The sequence below is a fragment of the Anaerocolumna jejuensis DSM 15929 genome (assembly GCF_900142215.1).
In the GTDB taxonomy this organism is placed as follows: Bacteria; Bacillota; Clostridia; order Lachnospirales; family Lachnospiraceae; genus Anaerocolumna; species Anaerocolumna jejuensis.
Genome location: NZ_FRAC01000015.1, coordinates 1 through 19,119, shown reverse-complemented (window position 1 = coordinate 19,119; position 19,119 = coordinate 1). Strand labels below are relative to the sequence as shown.

The following is a 19,119-nucleotide window of genomic DNA, read 5'->3' as shown; positions in this document are numbered from 1 at the left end:
TATTTATAAGGGACTGTTTTGAACGGAAATCCATACGCAGAACAGTTTCATTTAGTAAATCCAGTGGACTGAATCCGGTATTATACAGGATTCAGTCCTTTTGTCCTTGTATAAGGAGGCAGGATGCATTTTTCAAGGCAGGGATCAGGAGTGACATCTATACGTTGACATTGTAGTAAAATGTCCATATAATGAGAATGAAACTCAAGTGCATTAGAAATATTTCAGGTGAATTACAGTGAATATAAATAAAGAAAAACTAATCCGCAGCTTTGCCGACGGCTGCCTTCAGGTGGATGACTTCTTCATCATATCCGTCATACCCCATACAAGGGTATATGACAATCATACCAAGCCGGGGGTCTGCGGGCTGGTCATACCGATAAAGGGAAAAGCAAGATTTACCATCTGCGGGGAAGAGTACGAACTGGAACCGGGAGCTGTACTCCATGCAGGGCCTTCCATGGAGCTGGATAAAAAGGTGCTGGGAGAGGATGTCTGGGAATTCGCCCTGCTGCATTATTATGTGAAAGGGCCGGAAGAGATAAAGGATTATCTGGAGAACCTTCACGGCAGGCTGTATTTTAGTCCTGCCGGATTTAACGACTTACTGGCCCTGGTAAAACAGCTGCATCATGTCAGGAGAAGTCCGGGACCATTAAATGAGCTGCGCAGCAAGGCTCTTTTGTATTCCATTTTGGAACAGCTGTTATCCCACGGTATGGACAAAAAGAAAAATACCGATGAGGATACCATTCTTTCCATGGTGGAATACATTGACAACCATTATGACCGGAATCCTACGGTTACGGAGCTTTCCGAACTGGCAGGAATGGATGTGAAGCGGTTCTCCTATCTTTTTGGAAAGGTAATGGGAGAGTGCCCTAAAAAATACATTAATATGGTGAAAATAAACCGTGCAAAGGAGCTGCTGATACATGATACCATTTCCATAACAGAAATCAGCAGCCTTATCGGATTGGAAGATGCTCTGTACTTTAGCCGGTTGTTTAAAAAGTACACCGATTTGTCTCCCAGTGTCTTTCGGGAGAGGTTCGGAAAAAGTCCATGGTGATTTGAAAATATGTCTATTCCTATTTGAATTGGTGTATGATATAGTTTGCATGAAAATGAAAATCATAATCAACAAATGGAGGACATAATGAAAAAAGCATTTAATATAGTGGCGGTTTTAGCCATTACAGCTGTTCTTTTTACAGGCTGCGGCAAAGCAAATGATAACACACCGGCTTCCGGAAATGGCAATGCTGCAGATACCGCAAAGACAACCTCGGCAGAAGGAACAGCAGAGCCGGCAGAACCTTCTGGGACCAAGGAGGCTTCCGGTGAAGCTTCTGAAAATGCGGCAGTTACACCGTTACAAGTGGAAGAAACGGTTTATCCATATACATATACTGATGGGGAAGGCAGGGAAATTACCATTGAAAAGCAGCCTCTTAAGGTGGCTATCAATTATCTGCCCCATTGGGAAACTTTGATTCTCCTTGGAGTGATGCCCGTTGGAACAACAAGTGCGGAGCATTATATTAAAACCTGGGATGCCTTACAGGGCTACGACTTAAGCTCAGTGACCGATTTGGGAGATGCGGATATCAATTTGGAGCTTCTTGCCGGGCTGGAGCCGGATATTATCTTACAGCAGAGCTATAACAAGGAATCTGTTGAAAATCTGGAAAAAATAGCACCTGTTGTTGTATTTGGCCCTCAGGTCAAGATGGACTGGAGATACAGCCTGAGAGAAATCGGCAAGGTCGTAGGAAAAGCACAGAAGGCAGAAGAAGTTATTGCGGAAGTGGATCAAAAGCTGGCAGATGCCAGAGGAAAGCTTCAGGAAAAATATACCGGAAAAACAGTTATGCTGATGTCTCTCATGGGAGAGGACAAGTATTATTGTGCTTACCGACCGGATTTGTATGACAGCAAAACCGGCTTAGGATTAAATGTTCCCGAGGGCTTCCCGACTTCGGAGCAGTACGAGCAGGTATCCATGGAGGCACTTGCCGAAATGAACCCGGATTATTTATTTGTAAATGTCTTTGACGGGGATGAGGCTTATCTGGAAGAGCTGAATAATAATAATTCCGTTTGGAAGTCCTTAAAGGCTGTCAAGGATGGACACGTTTACCGGCTGGATGGCTCCGGTCATGCTGCCAGTGCAATTTCAACCGTTTACACCGTTGATACCATCATTGATAAATTGCTGGGTGAGAAATAGACAAAATCTGAAAAACTGTAGAGGGCAGGGGTGTCGGAAAAGGTATCAGAGTTTCGGCATCCCTCTCTTTTGCAGGGAGAATCGGCGGGGAATTTTTTTATATAAGAATGAGGTAAGCTATGGAACGAAAGAATGACGGAAAGCTCAGGAGAAATCGCGGCTACAAGGCATTTTTGCTTATGGTGGCCGGGGGATTGTTTCTTCTTTTTTTTATGGTGCTGTCAATTATGGTGGGAGCAGCTAAAATACCCCTTTCTACGGTGGGTGATGCTTTTTTACATTTTGACGGGGAGAATATGAAACACCTGATGGTAATAGATTTAAGGCTTCCGAGGGTAATCAGTGCGGCTGTCACCGGAGCAGCCCTTGCTGCCGCAGGAGCCGTTATGCAGGGGATGACAAGAAATCCCCTGGCGGATTCCGGGCTGATGGGGTTGAATTCCGGAGCGGCTCTTGCTATGGCAATCTGCCTGGCCTATGTAAATAAGGCAGCCTATTCCCAGATTATTCTCAGTGCGTTTATCGGGGCAGGAGCAGGAGCGCTGGCGGTGTATGGAATCAGCAGTCTTGTACCCGGGGGAAATAAGCCTATGAAGCTGGTGTTGTCGGGAGCCGCGGTAAGTACTTTCCTTGTGGCGGTCAGCCAGGCAATTGCCATTGGTAACAAGATGACCCAGAATCTTAATTTCTGGACGATGGGAAGCGTAACGGGAAACAGCTGGAATCAGTTAAAGGTTGCAGTGCCGGTAATGGGCAGCGGCATATTGATAGCCATCCTTCTTTCCAGGAGGATTTCCATTCTCAATATGGGGGAAGAGGTAGCCCTTGGCCTTGGGGTCCGTATTGCTTTTGTGAAAACCGCAGGAACCCTCGTGGTGGTTCTGCTGGCAGGCACTTCGGTGGCGCTGGCAGGCTCCATTACCTTTGTGGGGATGCTGATACCTCATTTTGCAAGATATCTGGTGGGACCTGACTACCGTTTGATTATTCCTTTAAGTACCATACTGGGGGCATTGCTTTTAGTGGTGGCTGATATCGGAGCCAAGACCTTAAGTGCTCCCGGTGAGTTACCCATAGGCGCATTGATATCCTTACTTGGGGTGCCGGTATTTCTTTACTTTGCAAGAAGGCAGAAAGGGGAGCTCTGATGAAGAAAAAAAACAGAAAATATGTGCTGTTTCTGCTTCTCCTGCTGCTTCCTGCGGCTGTATTTATCAGTATAAATGCCGGGTTTACGGATTACCATGTTACGGATATCCTCCGTATATTAGCAGGCGGAGGAAGCGGGAAGGAAAATCTTGTGGTACTGCAGTTCCGTATGCCCCGTATTTTGTTAGCTTTGCTGATTGGAGCAGGCTTTGCCCTGTCCGGCTGTATCATACAGGGGATTACAAGGAACCCTCTGGCAGACCCGGGTATCCTTGGTATCAATGCAGGTGCGGGAATTATGGTATTGCTGTATGTGGTGCTCCACGGGGCCGTCTCCTTCGGCTCTGTCTTTGGCCTGCCTTTTCTCTCCCTTATAGGAGCACTGGCTGTGGGAGGGCTTATTTATGCACTGTCGACCAGCAGGACAAAGGGGGTATCTTCCATGCGGCTGGTATTAAATGGTGTGGCTATTCAGGCGGGCATTAATTCGGTTATGACCGTAGTAATTATGAAACTGGATGACTCCCAGCATGAATTTCTTGCCAAATGGCAGGCGGGAAGCATCTGGAATGCCAACTGGAAATTTGTTGCCGCCCTGCTGCCCTGGATTGTAATGGGAATTACTTATCTGATCTTCCGTTCCAGGCACCTTGACATACTGGCTATGGGAGATGACATTTCCTTTGGCCTTGGTGTGGCCGTGGCAAGGGAAAAATACAGGCTGCTGTTTACGGCCGCGGCCCTGGCGGCAGCCTGTGTGGCGGTTAGCGGCAGTATAAGCTTTGTCGGGCTTTATGGCACCCCATTTGTCAAGAAAACTGGTGGGCTCCGGCCACCGGCTTCTGATACCGGTATGTGCCCTGGCAGGAGGTCTTCTGGTGCTAATTGCAGATACTGTTGCAAGAACGGTAATTGAACCCTCGGAAATTCCTACCGGAATCGTGGTATCCCTCCTTGGAGCGCCTTATTTTGTATTTTTGCTGTTAAAAGAGAGAAAGAATACGGTAAAGGGTTAAATAGAGGAAAGCAATGGGGAGGGAAGAAAGCGGTAAAGGATTAAGGAAAATTGAGACAGGAATAGAAGCAGGCAAATGGGAAATGTAAAAGCATAGGGCTTAAAGATAAACAAAGAGTAATAAAGGTGTTATAAGCAGGTTAACAGCAGGCTGCATGGCAGGACTTATGCAGGTGAAAGGAGAGAAAACCATGAAAAACGGTATCTGTACCGACAGCATAAAGGCGGCATACGGTGAAAAGGTCATTATAGAGGAACTGAGCATATCCATCCCCATGGGTCAGATAACAACTATCATCGGCCCTAACGGCTGCGGTAAATCCACCTTTTTAAAGACCCTGGGAAGAATTCTGGGGATTAAAAAAGGATGTATCTATTTGGATGGGGAAGAGATTCATAAGCTTCCTACCAGGGAGCTTGCCAAGAAGCTTGCCATACTGCCCCAGACGCCCCAGGCTCCCGATGGACTCACGGTAGAAGAACTGGTTTCCTATGGCAGATTTCCTTACCAGAAGGGCCTTGGGCGTCTTACCGGGGAGGACAAGGGGATTGTCGCCTGGGCGATTGAGGCTACGGGATTAAAAGGCCTGGAAGGCCAGGCCACATCTGAGCTTTCGGGAGGGCAAAGACAGAGGGTCTGGATTGCCATGGCTCTGGCACAGGAAACGGAGGTCATCCTCCTGGATGAGCCTACTACCTATCTGGATATGGCATATCAGCTGGAGATACTGGAGCTGCTGGAGGATTTGAACAAAGAGCACGGCTGTACTATACTGATGGTTCTTCATGATTTGAATCTGGCTTCCAAATTCGCAGATCATATGATTGCCTTTCGGGAGGGAAGAGTGGTAAAGGCCGGTACTCCCTGGGAAGTAATGAATAATGAGACCTTGAAGGAAGTCTTCGAAATAGATGCTGCCATCGTAACGGACCCTCTGTCCTCAAGGCCTGTTTGCATGTCTTATCAGCTATTAAGTAAAGCTGGAAATAAGGGCAAGGTGAAAAAGGGAGCCTGAGCGCTGCCCTGTCCAATGGAAAGGAAGAAAAGGATATGAGAAAGATTGCTGTATATGGGAAAGGCGGAATCGGAAAGTCCACGACCGTATCCAACCTTTCAGCAGCCCTGGCTGCCAGAGGCCTTAAGGTAATGCAGATAGGCTGTGATCCCAAAGCCGACTCTACCAGGAACTTAACAGGCGGAGTTAAGATTAAGACCGTACTTGATGTATTAAGGGATAAGTATGAAGCCACTCTTCAGGACATTGTTACGGAGGGGGAGCTTGGTGTACTCTGCGTAGAGGCAGGAGGACCGGTACCCGGAGTGGGCTGTGCAGGAAGAGGCATTATAACTGCTTTTGAAAAACTGAAGGAACTGGAAGCCTATGAAATATATCAGCCGGACATTGTCCTTTATGATGTGTTAGGTGATGTGGTATGCGGCGGATTTGCCATGCCTATCAGGGGAGGATATGCGGATGAAGTCTGTATTGTGACCTCTGGGGAGATGATGTCCTTATATGCCGCCTCCAATATAGCATATGCGGTCAAAAGCTTCGGTGGGAGAGGCTATGCTTCTTTAAAAGGGCTTATCCTGAATGCAAAGAACATTGAAAAGGAAGAAGAGCTTGTAAGAGATGCCGCAAAAGAAATGGAAGCCCCTATGCTTTTCAAAATAGACAGAAACCCACTGGTACAAAAAGCAGAAGACCTGGGACGAACGGTAGTGGCTGCATTTCCGGACAGTCCCCTGGCGGCTGAATACGAAAAGCTGTCAAGGATTCTATGTCCCTGACATAAAAAGGAGTGAAGCAATGGCGGATAAAAATGAGTATGGCTGGCTGCCTCTGTCTAAGGCAGCCGTAAGAACCGGTATCCCATTATCCGGTACACCGGGCAATCCTGGCAGGCACTGCCCTATGCACACGGCACTGGCCCTTGCCAAGCAGCTGGGGCATGTGTCCACTCTGGTAGTGGGAACGGCGGAATGCGGATATTACAGCCGTTATGTAATGACGGAGCCCAGGGGAAACAGCGGCGAGCTCCATTATGTCTATGAGCTGGATGCCAGTGAGGTGGTATTCGGCTGCAGAACAGGGCTGATGGAAGCTGTCATTGAAATGGACAGGGAAGGGGCGGCACTTATCCTTTTGATTCTAACCTGCGTACCGGCTTTAATCGGCGAGGATATGGAGGCTGTTATTCGGGAATTGAATGGAAAAATAAGTGCAAAGCTTATTTACATAGACGGAGCCCATTTTAAATACAACGGATATCTTAGCGGATATTTAGACACTTACAGCCGATTGGGAGAAGTGTATAGAGGTTGCGGTGCCGATGAGGTAAGAGGCAAAGAAAAGGGAGAAGACAAAGCAGCAGGAGAGAAAGTCGCAGAAGATTCTCTAACAGATTATGCAGCGGAAGAAATAAGTAAGCAAGAAGACAGACGAGAACAAGAAGACAGACGAGAACAAGAAGGCAGACGAGAACAAGAAGGCAGACGAGAACAAGAATACAAAGGAGAGCAGGAAGATAGCAGGGAAGTAGACCAGGAATACAACAAAGAGAACAGACAGGAAGGGGAACGGGCAGAAGGCAGAAAGACTGGTACAGGTACAAAGCAGATTAATTTTCTTGGGAATCTTAGAGGAAAGGAAGCCCTGGCACTAAAAGCTGCCTTAACCGGAGCAGGGTATGAGCTTCTGGAGTTAAATCAGCAGGATATAACCGGTAAACTGGAGAAGCTTTGGAGCGGCTCTCTATCCATCCTGCAGGATCCTAATCAGGGGCAGCTGGCAAAGACATTGAAAAAGCCGGTAATATCCCTTTGCAGAAGCTTTCCGGCAGAGGATATAAGAGAGAGTTACCGTGGGTTGAAGGAGGTGCTTGGCCTGGAAGGGATGGAAGCGGAGGAATTTCTGGTGAGTTCCTATGAGCTCCTGAAAGAAACGGAGGAAAGAGCCCGCAGGGAGTTAAAGGGGATTCCTTTTATTATTACCGTACAGGAACTCCTTGCCCTGCCGGCAGCCTCATATCTTGCGTCACTTGGAATGGAGCCGAAGCTTCTTGGAGTCGAACGCTTTCTGGAAGAGGATGGAATATACCGGGAGAGAATCTTAAAGGAGGGCTTTAATCCTTACCTGGTAACCTTAACGGAGGAAAAGAACGTAAAAGAGTGGGCAAAGGCTCATCCACTGCTTTCTATCGGCCACAGCACAGCGGTATGGGAGAACAGGACGGTACAAAATCCCCAGATACAGAAAATCTTTGCCTTACTGGGCTATGAAAGAAGCATATCCCTCCTTGATTGTCTGATGGAGCTGGCAAAAGGAATGGAAAAAGGAGGAGCAGATAATGGGCTTATATAAATACCATCCTGTCCCTTCCGGCAGGATGGGGGCTTTGTGGACTCTGGCAACCATAAAAGGAGCCGTTGTTCTGGAATTCGGCTCGATGGGGCATATGATATATGCGAAAAGATGGCTGGAGCAGGCAGGATATTCCAAGGACTGCCAGGCCTTTGTAACCCATCTGGATGAAAAGGACATAGCCCTTGGAATGACGGACCGCATAGAAGCAGCATTGGATGGAATACTGGAAAAACAGAAGGCGGAGGCGGTATTTCTTATTCCTTCCTCCGTTCCGGAGGTTATCGGAATAGATATGGAGGCTATTTGTCAGGAACTCAGCTTTCGCTATGAGGGGCTTCCTATTCTCTATTTTCCCTGCGGAGGCTTTGACAGGGACTACCATAGGGGGATTGAGACCGCTCTATATGAACTTTGCAGGAATTTACCGGAAAAGACTTTAAGGACAGAGGAACTTACCTGCAATATCATAGGTTCCGGCATTGATTTACATTTGTTCGAGGCAGACGCCAGGGAAATTGAAAGAATGCTTTGGGGAGCCTTTGGCATGAAGGTATCCTGTGTTCTCTCAACCAGAGCAGATATGGAAGGTATTCGGAGATTGGGGGAAGCGGATATTAATCTGGTGCTCAGAAGAGAAGGAATCAGGGCGGGGGAAACCTTAAAAGAACAGTTTGGAACTCCATATCTCTATGGGAGGCCCTATGGAATACAGGGCACCGTCAAATGGCTGGAGCAGGTCGGAAAGCTGTCGGGGCGTCTTGTTAACACGGAATTTATAGTGGATGAAATCAAGGACTGCAGCACTGTATATGACAGTCTGAAACATATCCTGGAGTTCTTTGGAGAAAGACTTGTATTCAGTGCCGGAGGCAGCAGGGATGTGGTACAGGGATTGAAAGAGTTTGCAGTAGAAGAGCTTGGTATCAGGGAAGGGCTTTTTTGGTGTGAGGCCAAAGAGGATGAAAAGGAAGGGATTTCCTGCCTGACGGAAGAAAAGGTGTTAAAGGAGCTTGGCCATCTGCCCCAGGGTATTCTGATGGCAAGAAAGGAATATTTAAAGACTGCAGGCAGGAATACAGGGCTTTTGACAGACAGAGGAATCAATGAATGGAATTTTAACCCCTATGTTCCTCCCTATGTGGGATTTCGGGGAGTTACCAATCTTTGCAGCCTGTGGTTTCAGGAAATAGAATAGGAGAAGGGCCTTTTATTTCTGTTGAGGTGTACATGAACGACTGGTTGTTTTACTTATCTCTTATCAGATGATATGATTACTGTAACAAAAGGATATCAGATTAATACCTGGTAAAAGCAAGCAGGACCAAAATGTAAAACACCGGAGGTAAGTACAATGATTCGTGATTTTGAGGACAGGCTGATTAATGCAAGAAAAGATAATAATTACACCCAGGACGAACTGGCACAGCGCCTTGGCGTAACACCCCAGGCGGTATCCAGGTGGGAGAGAGGCATGGGATATCCGGATATCGAACTGATGGTGTCCCTTTGTCAGATTTTAAACTGTTCCCTGGATTATATGCTGAAAGGCGAAAACAAGGTGGAGTTTTCGGAAAGGGATGGGCTAAAGCCTTCCAGAGAACTATTGGACAGTATTATTTCGGAACCGTTCCTGCTGGAAATCGGTACGGGACTTATTTCTGCGGCCAGGGAGGAAAGTGGCAAAGGCTTCCCGGAAATAGCGGAAATCAGGAAAAGGGCAGCGGCTTCCCTGGGATTACTGCTTCCCCAGATACGAATCAGGGATAATGAGGACATGGATAAACTTTCGTACCACTTTTTATCCTATGATAACAAGCTTTATGAGAATACCTTTACTGCGGAAGAAGAAATCTCTTTTCTGCAGATCTATAAAGATTTAGAGCAGGTATGTATCAGGCATTACGGGAAAATAATCAATAAGCAGCTGACAAAGAGGCTGGCAGATAATCTGGAGGAAAAATATCCGGAGGTCATAAAGGGAGTAATACCGGAGAAAATATCCCTGATACAGTTTCAGAATATTTTAATTCAAATATATGAGAAAAAGGGTACCATACATAATTTTATTAAGATAGTGGAGCTGTTGGATGAGAAAGCAGGCAGCATCCGGGATACCAAGGTACTGGCGCAGGATATCCTGAAAGAGATATAAAAAGATTTTGCTTTCAAAACGAAGTTCATCTAAATTGGACATAGGGACTTTACCTTTCGTATTTTGGGGTTGTGGTGACTTCATTATACAAAAGTTAAAGTCCTTTTTTCATGCAATTGTATTTCATTTTTTAAGTGAAAGTTATTTTATATGATTTCAAAAGTAAGGTTCAAAAGTAAATTTGTGACATAAAGCATATAATTTGGAATATTGGGTTGAAAAATGTAATATTATGGTATATAATGGAATGACAGAACATTAAAAAACCTTCACATTTTCAGTTGGACGTTTCGCCTTTGACGAGAGCGGAGTTTTTTCTGAGATGGTGTCATCAACCATAACTTTATATTTTTATGGTAAAATATTGAAGCAAAAATGCTCATTTATAGCGATATGCTAAAAATGTCACATAATAGAAACAGGGGAAACAAGGGGAAAATAGTAAGAAGCAAAGGTCTATTTTTGGTGTCATTTTTTAATTCTATCCGTTCTTATAATGCATATTACAGTGTTTGCTGATGAGCAGACATCAAGTATGAACAAATCTGTTATTTTCCTTTTTGATTCCAGTGGAAGTAGGAAGACGAAATTTATTTTAAATCTGGTCCAAATCATAATCTGATTTAGACAATTTGGCAAGGGGGATATTGTGTTTGAGGATGAGACAGGTGAGCTGACGTTCCGATACAAAGACTTAAAACCTTCTGAAATGCATAAATGTCCGCATTGACAGAATGGAATTAAATAAATGAGCAGTATGAGAAAGGGAGTGGTAAATGATGGAGATTATAAGCCAAACTAACCGAACAATCTTGTTGGACTTGCTTACATTGGTTGGTGAGGTAAAAGGAATCGACAGCTTGAGTGATGACCAGATGCAAGAAAGTAAGGAATGGGAACCATGTGCCAGGGAAGCCCTTGCCGCAGAAGCGAAAACAATTTTAGTTGACTGAGAGGCCGGTATGACAAATAGATTAAAATCATCAGTAGAAGAAAAAGGAAGAGATAGCGAAAAAATTCTTCATGAAAGGAGTGGCAATAAATATGAAAAGAGAATTTTTTGATGAACAGATTCTTGATCTTAGAAATCAACAGGAAGGAGAAGAGGCGAAAAGTCATTCATTATCTGACGTTTCCATAGAGAATGAAAATGATTTGTATGCCAGCCAGGTTCCGCCAGAAGAGAGGAATATATATACGGGAATCAGGATTGACGGTAAGTGGATTTATTTTGAACGTCGTTTTTTATGGGAGGAAGCAATTAGTATAATGCTTCCTAAAAGCTTTCACTCCATGAGTTTAGAAGAGGCCAGAATTAAATATCCTTCCGAGCATCGGCCGCAGTGCATTCTGACCGATCCCAGCGGATCAGTCAATCTTCTGTTTCAACAGATGATTGGAACCGTAACAAATGAAGGGATAGAGGATTTTCGGAATCAGGCTTTTGGAATGATGAAGCGGATCAATCAGGGAATTAAGCCAAAGGAACAGGGAGTAGTAGAGGTAGAAGGAAAGCATATTGCTTATGTGGAATTTTCTAATCCTGCAATGGATGGGAAATTGTATAATCTTATGTTTTTCCTGGAAGCAGAGGGAATCCCTTATATGGGAACTTTTAACTGCCGTACGAAGGGAATGAAATACTGGAGAACAGCGGCATTTGAAATGGTCAGGTCAATTGAGATTGTTCAGAACAGGAATTAAGGGGGTATAACAATGGGAAAACAGTATGATGAAGAGATTACGTTTCAAAATCTGAAGATTGCTCCTTATGAAATCAAGCATTTACTAAAAGCTGTGGTGATTCAGAAAATGAATGAACACAGTACTCTTTATATTAAGGCGTTATTGCCAGAGGAGAAAAAAGACAGTGACGTGCAAAGATGTACTGGGGGGAGCAATATCAGTTTTTCTTACATCCGGGCAGATGGAAGCGAGTATGTCTTGTTTCAGGGCCTTGTGAAGGATATTCAGGTACAGAGCATAAATGGTATGTATTATATGGAAGTCAGTGCTGTTTCCTACAGCTATCTGTTAGATATTGAAAAGCGGACACGTACCTTCCAACAAAAAGGGATGTCATATAAAACGCTGATGGGACAAGTATCCGCAGGATATGGGAAGGCGGGTGTGGCAGACTTCGCTTCCCAAGGGGCAGCCATTGGACAGCTTCTTGTTCAATATCAGGAAACAGATTGGGCGTTTTTACGCCGGCTGGCTTCACATTTTAATACTGGCTTGGTAAATGATGTCCATATTGCCCTGCCATGGATTTATTTTGGTATTCCTAAGCGAAATAGCAGGGTGGCTGCAGCCACAGAATATCAGGTGAAAATGAATTCTTCAAAATATTTACAGTTATCTGGTGCCGGAGTTTCAGGCCTTAGTGATCACGATTTTCTTTCCTATCAGGTGGAATGTGATCAGGAGGTTGATATTGGGGATGTGGTGACATTTAAAGGGCGGACCTTGTATGTCAGTGAAATCATTGGACAGGTGGAAAAAGGGGTATTTCGTCAGATTTTAACTTTAACCAGTATAAAAGGAATGAGTCAGCCGTATCAGGGGAATAACCAGATTGCCGGCTGCTCTTTGAATGGAGAGATTCAGGAGATTAAAAATGATCAGGTAAAGGTTTCCTTAGAAGTGGATCATGCAATTAACCATTCCCCAGGAACGCCCTGTTTCTTTCCCTATTCTACGATTTATTCCTCTAAAGATGGAAGTGGGTGGTATTGTATGCCGGAGACAGGGGATAGTGTGCGTGTCTATTTTCCGGATGAAAAAGAAGATCATGCTTATGCGATCAGTTCTGTACATAACCCTGTTGATTCTTCTGTGAATACCTCTATGCAGACGGGGGCAGGAAGTTCAGGTGCCAGTGCCGGAGGTGCAGGAGGTGGGTATAGTGGTCAGCGGGATGATCCGAATGTGAAATCTATCCGCAATAAAGATGGAAAAGAAATTCGCCTGACACCAGAAGGAATTTACATTCTTGCAGATGGAACGTATATAACCCTTTTGGATGATGGCGGTGTTTCAATCTCAAGTGACCAGGATATTACCTTTGAATCAAAGAAGAATATCCTTTTGTATGCAGAGCAAAATGTTAACATTGTTGGAGATACAGGAGTGGATTTAAGTTGTCTTGAAACTGCTTCAATAAAAATGAAGGATAAAGTGGAAATTGTTGGTCAGGAAGTAAATTCCAATTAAGAAAGGAGCAGTAATGGCAGAGGGTTTTAATCTGAACCAGAAGAGTACAGAACTATTAAATCAGTTAGACTTATATATAAAAAAACATTTAGATGAACTGACGGATCAGCTTTCTGACTGTATTTCTAAATATGGAGAATTGATTTATGAAATGCAGAAAACGGGAGAAAAAGGAGCCATTGCATATCTGCAATTTTCACTGCTACGTACCAACATTTTGTTAAATAAACATGAATTGCGATTGGACGCTTTCGATGAAAATTGGTATCTGGATACGGTGGAATGCAGTGGCAGCTACGAAGTGAATGAGGTTTTAAAATATTTGACTGAATTTTCAGATATGGTAGAAACCTTGCGTAAAGAATCTCCTATGAGAACGACACTCCGAGAAGCGCAAAGCCGTATTTTTGAGGAAAGCCAGAAATATCAGATATTTTTGGCGGAATTGATTCGATTGGGAATGCGGAAAGTGTTTCAGACAGAAGGGTATAGAAAGATTGTAAAGGCTCCGGTTTTTGTAGTATGCATTGGCGGACTTCTTGATCGTGTGGATATTTTATATAAGGAAGACATTACGGAAAAGGATTTCAGAGAGGTTAGACGTTATTTACAATCAAAAGAACAAATAGTATTCAACCACGAAATCTATGAAAAGCTGGACTTGTCAAGGGGGAATTATGACGGACTTAAATTTTTGTATTCCTCTTTTGCCGGAAGTGATTTTACAGAGAGCAGTTGGAATAAAGGCCAGCTACTGTTCAGTGATTTTAGTAAGTGTATCTTAAAGAATACTAATATGGAAGAAACTCAGTTTTTTGAGGTGAATTTTTCTGGTGCGGCTCTTGAGCATGTCAGCTTTGCAGGATCGAAGTTAAGTCAGGTTTCCTTTGAAGGAGCAACTCTTTCCAATGTGGATTTTGACGGTGCACTTTTAGTAGAAGAGGTGAATTTTAACAACGCAGTTCTTGAAAATACCAGAATACCAGAGAGCAGGTGAGAATATGGAGTATTTTATGATGCAACAGGATAACCGGCTAAAGCATTTACCATTCATTCGGATACCCCCCGGATTTTCTGACGGAGAACAGTGTAAGGATGAAAAAGCTCTTTTGACACTTTATGTAGAAAACCTGGGACTAAAGGACCAGTATTCTGACTACCTTCTACAACCTTTTCCAATGATTGGGGAAAGGATTCAGAAGGTGATGGGAAAGTACCAGAGAGATATGAGCTTTCAAAGGATTATCCTGATTGATAAAAAGGAAAGTCTTCAGCATAACTACTACCGGATATCTGTACCAGAGATCGATTGTGTTTCTGCAGAGGAGTTTGATATTGGCAGGAAGTATAAAGAAATAAAAATTGTATTAAATCAGAATCAAGTGGAGTACGCTAAAATCTTTCGGGTAAAGCAGCTTAAGGGCAATTTACTTGTACGCCTTGATGTGGCGGAAAGTATCTTACGCCGTGAGCCGGAGGGAATCTGGTTTACTCCGGTCAAATTTCTGTAAAAGTTATTGATGAGAGAAAAGGAGGACTGAAATGGCAGAAGAGATGCAATATCCATATGTGGTACGGGGAGCACAAATTTATTGTAATTGTGGAACACATATCAGGAAGCTGGATATGCCGGCATCCCATGGCTCAAAGATCAGAGGGAAGGCAATGCTTCATGAGGAAGACTGTAAGGTTGGGCTGGATCAGAATATTCCGCCTTTTGGAGCATGTCATTCAGAAGAAAATGGGGAAATTACAATTGAAATTAATGATACCAGGGATTTGTTACCAATGACAGATGAGAATGGGAATCCAGCAGAGGTTACTTTGCCAATCCAGGGGAAACTATGTGTGCCAAAGCTGGGAGCCAAGTGGCTGGATGCTCAGACAGAAATGTTGGTAGATGGAAAACCGGCAATTACTGTAAAATGCACGATTGCATGTGCGTATGGCGGAATCATCACTTTTATAGATGATGGTCAGGGGGTTTAGGAGGTATTTGTATGTACAAAAGCGGAGCATTGGGCCAAATGGATAATGGATTCACCGCCGGGCAGCTTCAGGTTGAATCACCCTATCCCATTCAAGAAATCAGCAGTCTTACCATTATTCAAAAAATGAATGAGCATGCACAGCTTCATTTAGAGGGAATCCTCTGGGACAGCAAGGGAGCAGACTGGATTGAAAGGACTACCAGTCGAGATCCGATTGCGATTTATGGAGAGAACCAGGAAGGGAGAAGCCTGCTTTTTTCCGGTACGGTAACAGAGGTAGAGGTGCTTGAGAGGAATCAGCTGCACTTGATTCGTCTTCGGGCGGCTTCTTATAGCAGCTTTTTAGATTATCAGGAAAGAAGTCGTTCCTTTCAGGATAATGGGATGAGTTATCACAGCCTGATTCAAAATGTGCTCCATGCGTATCCTGGCAGCACGTTTCTAAGTCCTGCTATTTCAGCAGGGCAGACGACTGGTCAATTATTCATACAATACAGGGAAACGGACTGGGCATTTTTAAAGAGGATTGCCTCTCAATTTCATACAGTATTGATTCCGGACGTCTCAGGAACTGTTCCCAGATTTTCGGTTGGGCTGACGAAAAAACTGACAGAATTATATGATGGCTGTCATGTGGCGATGGAACGGGATATTGGTCAGTATCAGGCGGCTCTGAGCAAGGGGCTGGAGGTTTACGAGGAACAGTATATAAAATATCATTTGGACAGCAGGCAGAGGCTGGAGTTGGGAAATCAGGTGATTTATCAGGACCAGCTTCTGGTCGTGGAAAGCAGCCGGGCATTTCTACAGAAGGGACTTCTTTGTTTTAGTTACATACTTGGGTTTGAAGCGGGAACAGCTGTCCCGGTGCAGACCAATCCCTGGCTTCGTGGTGTTTCTTTGCTGGGAAGTGTTTTGGAAGCAAAGAACCAGCAAGTGAAACTGAAGCTGAGAATTGATCAGGGACAAGCTGGAACAACAGCCTGCTGGTTTCCTTTTGCTTCCCAGGGAGGGAATTTATTCTATTGCATGCCGGAGGAGGGAACTGAACTTTCCCTGTATTTCTCCAGTGACAGGGAAACCAGTGCAATAGCAGTGAATGTGGTGCGAAAAAATGGAGGCAGTTGTTCCAAGACATCAAAACCCAGCATGAAGTACATGGCAACTCCCCAGGGAAAAGAATGGAAGCTTGGAGAAACGGATATCAGCTTTACAGCACAGGAAGAGTTGTTTTTGGCTATGGATGCAGGTCAGGGAGTAAGGATAAAAAGCCATGAGGATTTGAACATCTTTTCAAAGCAGAAGCTTATCCTGACAGCCAGGGAGCAGGTCAAAGCTTTTGCAGAAACAGGGGATATCATTGTTAATGCAAACGAGGTATCTTCTCTGTATTTGATGGGTGGTGCAGCCGGGAATACCCATATCAGGGCAGGGGCAGACCTGATGTATAAGGGAAGGTACAAGGAGGTCTTTTCCCAGCGTCTGAATGAAGAAATCGCATGGGAAGAGAAGACTTTTGACTGGTGGGAGCTTGGTAAAAATGTTCTGATTGGCCTGGCTGCCGTTGCGGTAGTTTGTGTGGCTGCGGCCGCAATCGTGGGAACGGGCGGCCTGGCAGGCCCTATTATAATGGGTGCGGCGCTGAGCGGAGGCCTTGCTGTTGTGGGAACTGCGGTTGGAGATGTCATGCGGGGAGAAGTCAGCAGCACGGGGGATTATTTACTGGCTGGATTAAAAGGAGTAGTTGAGGGAGCGGTCTCTGGGGCTATCCTGGGGCTGCCGGTATTAAAGGGAGTCACGTTGTTAGGTAATAAGCTTTTGGCTAAAATGGTAATCAGTGGAACAACCTCCCTTTTCACAGATGCCATTTCTCAGGGAATCGATGTGTTCAGCGGCCGGTCAAAGGGATATAACTGGGAGCAGGGCTTGTTTTCTTTTGGTGTCGGATTTGCCATGCCGGCCGTTGCCAGGGGAATGAACGTGGGAGCAAAGAAACTGGCTGCGCGTTATGGTACGAAAATGCCAGGCTGGATGCAAAAAGCGTTGTGCACCTTGGGTGGTGAGCCAATCGATTTAATTGAAGGAAATGTCCTCTATGATACCGTAGACTTTGAGCTTCCAGGCCCCCTTCCTCTTGTCTTTCGAAGAAACTGGTGCAGTGCCAGCCGGTTGGTTGGACATCTGGGACATGGAACCCGCTTCAACTTTGAAATGGGAATGGAGGTGCTGGAAGAGGATCGTGCTCTTGCGGTTTTCCTCAATGACGGCAGGGTGGGAATTTTCCAGAGTCTGCTGACCGGAGAGGAAACCTTCAGCTATGAGAACGGGCTGCTGCTGAGAAGGATGGAAGAGTTTTATGAACTTGTTGAGCCGGAGAGCGGTTACCGCTATAAGCTGATGGCATGTGAGGGCGGATATCTTCCTTATAAGCTGAACCGTGTTAGCAACCGGGCAGGCCATGCCATTGAATTCTCCTATGATGCGACCGGGTATTTAAGCCAGATCAGAGACAGTGCCGGAAGAATTCTGAAGGCTGCTGTCAATGAAGCAGGCCGGCTGACTGAGATTGCCTTACAGGAAGCTGGAGGACATAGCCGTACTCTTGTCCGCTATGCGTATAGCGAGGAGCAGGATTTAATCGAAGTAACGGATGCCATGGGAAAGGCCCTGCATATGAAGTACAGTAATCATCTGCTGCGCCAGAAAACGGACAGGAATAATCATTCCTTCTATTGGAAATACGATAAAGAAGAGGATGGTGCAAAGGCAGTCGAAAGCTGGGGTGATGGCGGGGTACTGACCATTCTGATTCAATACCATGAGGAAGAGGGCTATAATGAAGTATGGACCGGCCGGGATGGAAAGCCTGCCAGATACGATTATGATAAGCGTTCCCTGTGTACCAGGATCACCTATCCGGACTTTAGTGAAACAGGGAAGACCTATAACGAGCGGTACCAGGTGGTACAGACCGTAGATGAAGAAGGAAGAGCCACTGCATTTGAGTACAATGATTGGTCCCAGGTAACAGGAATTACTTTTGCAGATGGAAGCAAAACAAAATTTGCCTACAATCAGGAAGGTGCTCTGACCAGCCGGGCGAATCCGGAGGGCCACAGCCGGAGTTTTCATTGGAAGGAGGATGGAACTCTTGGCAGCACCCTTGACGAAGAGGGAAGAGAAACCGTTTATCGTTATAATGGACAGAAGCTTGTGGAAGCAATTGTAAATGCGAAGGGAGAGGAAGTAAGCTTCTGTTACGACCAGCACTTCAATCTCAGCCAGATAACACTTCCAGACGGCAGTTCTTCTCAGTTTGAGTATGACAGCAGAGGAAACTGTATCAGTGAAAAGAATCCGTTGGGAGCTATGGAAACTTATCAGTATGATTCCCTGAACCGGATGGTAAGGGCATATCTATCCGATGGAAACCAGATTGCCCTGACATATGATGGCTACGATGGCGTGTTAAAAGCGAAAGACAACAATCGGGAAGTAAGCTTTACCTATACCATCTTAGGCAGTATCACCTCCCGTACCCAAGGGGAGAGGGCTATCCGATATGATTATAATAGTGAAGAACAGCTTGTTTCCGTCACCGATGAAAAAGGGGAGATCTGGCAGTTTGACCGGGATGAGAAGGGAAATATTACGAGAGAAATTCAATATGGCGGTCAAACATATGTCTATGAGCGGGATTATTCCGGCCTGATAACAAAAATCTGCCGTCCGGGAGGGCGGTATACCAGGTATCAGTATGATAGGATTGGTCAGGTGGTTCGTACGGATTACCATGACCAAAGCTTTGATGCTTTTGCTTATAATAAAAACGGTGATCTGGCAGAAGCAGAAAACCAGCATGTGAAGCTGAGACTGGAGAGGGACAAGACCGGGCAGATCATCAGGGAATGGCAGGATTATGACTGGGCAGCCAAGGAATACGATGAGTCAGGAAGCTGTACCCGAATAACCAGCCGCTTTGGTGCCGATAT

Annotated in this window: 17 protein-coding genes; all 17 read left to right on the top strand. The window is 45.1% G+C overall.

Annotated features, from left to right (window positions below):
• Positions 1-238 precede the first annotated feature (238 nt).
• On the top strand, positions 239-1,075 hold the full coding sequence (locus BUB77_RS15065; protein WP_073277375.1) for a helix-turn-helix domain-containing protein: 837 nt from the start codon (positions 239-241) through the stop codon (positions 1,073-1,075).
• A gap of 87 nt (positions 1,076-1,162) precedes the next feature.
• Positions 1,163-2,236, top strand: a complete 1,074-nt coding sequence (locus BUB77_RS15060; protein WP_073277373.1) for an iron-siderophore ABC transporter substrate-binding protein — start codon at positions 1,163-1,165, stop codon at positions 2,234-2,236.
• Between the two features lie 119 nt (positions 2,237-2,355).
• On the top strand, positions 2,356-3,384 hold the full coding sequence (locus tag BUB77_RS15055; RefSeq protein ID WP_073277371.1) for a FecCD family ABC transporter permease: 1,029 nt from the start codon (positions 2,356-2,358) through the stop codon (positions 3,382-3,384).
• Positions 3,384-4,301, top strand: a complete 918-nt coding sequence (locus BUB77_RS15050; protein ID WP_242962523.1) for a FecCD family ABC transporter permease — start codon at positions 3,384-3,386, stop codon at positions 4,299-4,301. Before BUB77_RS15055 ends, BUB77_RS15050 begins: the two co-directional genes overlap by 1 nt.
• Complete coding sequence (locus BUB77_RS30460; protein WP_242962522.1) at positions 4,207-4,401, top strand: iron chelate uptake ABC transporter family permease subunit; 195 nt, start codon at positions 4,207-4,209, stop codon at positions 4,399-4,401. The genes BUB77_RS15050 and BUB77_RS30460 overlap by 95 nt, the downstream gene beginning before the upstream one ends.
• Positions 4,402-4,555: 154 nt before the next feature.
• Positions 4,556-5,416, top strand: a complete 861-nt coding sequence (locus tag BUB77_RS15045; RefSeq protein WP_330392587.1) for an ABC transporter ATP-binding protein — start codon at positions 4,556-4,558, stop codon at positions 5,414-5,416.
• Positions 5,417-5,451: 35 nt separating this feature from the next.
• On the top strand, positions 5,452-6,192 hold the full coding sequence (locus tag BUB77_RS15040) for a nucleotide-binding protein (protein ID WP_073277369.1): 741 nt from the start codon (positions 5,452-5,454) through the stop codon (positions 6,190-6,192).
• Positions 6,193-6,211: 19 nt separating this feature from the next.
• Positions 6,212-7,765 carry a nitrogenase component 1 gene (locus BUB77_RS15035; protein WP_073277367.1) on the top strand — a complete coding sequence of 518 codons (1,554 nt, stop codon included), beginning with the start codon at positions 6,212-6,214 and terminating at the stop codon, positions 7,763-7,765.
• The gene (locus tag BUB77_RS15030; protein ID WP_073277365.1) at positions 7,752-8,963 is read left to right on the top strand and encodes a nitrogenase component 1; all 1,212 of its coding nucleotides are present in this window, start codon (positions 7,752-7,754) and stop codon (positions 8,961-8,963) included. Before BUB77_RS15035 ends, BUB77_RS15030 begins: the two co-directional genes overlap by 14 nt.
• 156 nt (positions 8,964-9,119) lie before the next feature.
• Positions 9,120-9,920, top strand: a complete 801-nt coding sequence (locus tag BUB77_RS15025) for an FHIPEP family type III secretion protein (RefSeq protein WP_073277363.1) — start codon at positions 9,120-9,122, stop codon at positions 9,918-9,920.
• A gap of 776 nt (positions 9,921-10,696) precedes the next feature.
• Positions 10,697-10,873 carry a hypothetical protein gene (locus BUB77_RS29930; RefSeq protein ID WP_170866660.1) on the top strand — a complete coding sequence of 59 codons (177 nt, stop codon included), beginning with the start codon at positions 10,697-10,699 and terminating at the stop codon, positions 10,871-10,873.
• 91 nt (positions 10,874-10,964) lie between these two features.
• Positions 10,965-11,624, top strand: a complete 660-nt coding sequence (locus BUB77_RS15020) for a hypothetical protein (protein WP_073277361.1) — start codon at positions 10,965-10,967, stop codon at positions 11,622-11,624.
• Between the two features lie 12 nt (positions 11,625-11,636).
• Positions 11,637-13,136 (top strand): contractile injection system protein, VgrG/Pvc8 family, encoded by a 1,500-nt coding sequence (locus BUB77_RS15015; protein WP_073277359.1) that lies wholly within the window; start codon positions 11,637-11,639, stop codon positions 13,134-13,136.
• 13 nt (positions 13,137-13,149) lie between these two features.
• Entirely contained in the window at positions 13,150-14,133 is a 984-nt protein-coding gene (locus tag BUB77_RS15010) for a pentapeptide repeat-containing protein (RefSeq protein ID WP_073277357.1), read from the top strand.
• A 4-nt stretch (positions 14,134-14,137) separates the two neighbouring features.
• On the top strand, positions 14,138-14,647 hold the full coding sequence (locus BUB77_RS15005; RefSeq protein ID WP_073277355.1) for an imm11 family protein: 510 nt from the start codon (positions 14,138-14,140) through the stop codon (positions 14,645-14,647).
• A gap of 31 nt (positions 14,648-14,678) precedes the next feature.
• The gene (locus BUB77_RS15000; protein WP_084124292.1) at positions 14,679-15,125 is read left to right on the top strand and encodes a DUF4280 domain-containing protein; all 447 of its coding nucleotides are present in this window, start codon (positions 14,679-14,681) and stop codon (positions 15,123-15,125) included.
• 11 nt (positions 15,126-15,136) lie between these two features.
• A partial coding sequence (locus BUB77_RS14995) for a DUF6531 domain-containing protein (RefSeq protein ID WP_073277353.1) occupies positions 15,137-19,119 on the top strand: 3,983 nt, incomplete at its 3' end.

What these genes read in the sequence shown, in the direction of transcription:
- BUB77_RS15060 (WP_073277373.1), top strand. Translation starts at nt 1,163, where the DNA reads ATGAAAAAAGCATTTAATATAGTGGCGGTTTTAGCCATTACAGCTGTT.
- BUB77_RS15055 (WP_073277371.1), top strand. Translation starts at nt 2,356, where the DNA reads ATGGAACGAAAGAATGACGGAAAGCTCAGGAGAAATCGCGGCTACAAG.
- BUB77_RS15050 (WP_242962523.1), top strand. Translation starts at nt 3,384, where the DNA reads ATGAAGAAAAAAAACAGAAAATATGTGCTGTTTCTGCTTCTCCTGCTG.
- BUB77_RS15045 (WP_330392587.1), top strand. Translation starts at nt 4,556, where the DNA reads ATGGCAGGACTTATGCAGGTGAAAGGAGAGAAAACCATGAAAAACGGT.
- BUB77_RS15040 (WP_073277369.1), top strand. Translation starts at nt 5,452, where the DNA reads ATGAGAAAGATTGCTGTATATGGGAAAGGCGGAATCGGAAAGTCCACG.
- BUB77_RS15035 (WP_073277367.1), top strand. Translation starts at nt 6,212, where the DNA reads ATGGCGGATAAAAATGAGTATGGCTGGCTGCCTCTGTCTAAGGCAGCC.
- BUB77_RS15030 (WP_073277365.1), top strand. Translation starts at nt 7,752, where the DNA reads ATGGGCTTATATAAATACCATCCTGTCCCTTCCGGCAGGATGGGGGCT.
- BUB77_RS15025 (WP_073277363.1), top strand. Translation starts at nt 9,120, where the DNA reads ATGATTCGTGATTTTGAGGACAGGCTGATTAATGCAAGAAAAGATAAT.
- BUB77_RS29930 (WP_170866660.1), top strand. Translation starts at nt 10,697, where the DNA reads ATGATGGAGATTATAAGCCAAACTAACCGAACAATCTTGTTGGACTTG.
- BUB77_RS15020 (WP_073277361.1), top strand. Translation starts at nt 10,965, where the DNA reads ATGAAAAGAGAATTTTTTGATGAACAGATTCTTGATCTTAGAAATCAA.
- BUB77_RS15015 (WP_073277359.1), top strand. Translation starts at nt 11,637, where the DNA reads ATGGGAAAACAGTATGATGAAGAGATTACGTTTCAAAATCTGAAGATT.
- BUB77_RS15010 (WP_073277357.1), top strand. Translation starts at nt 13,150, where the DNA reads ATGGCAGAGGGTTTTAATCTGAACCAGAAGAGTACAGAACTATTAAAT.
- BUB77_RS15005 (WP_073277355.1), top strand. Translation starts at nt 14,138, where the DNA reads ATGGAGTATTTTATGATGCAACAGGATAACCGGCTAAAGCATTTACCA.
- BUB77_RS15000 (WP_084124292.1), top strand. Translation starts at nt 14,679, where the DNA reads ATGGCAGAAGAGATGCAATATCCATATGTGGTACGGGGAGCACAAATT.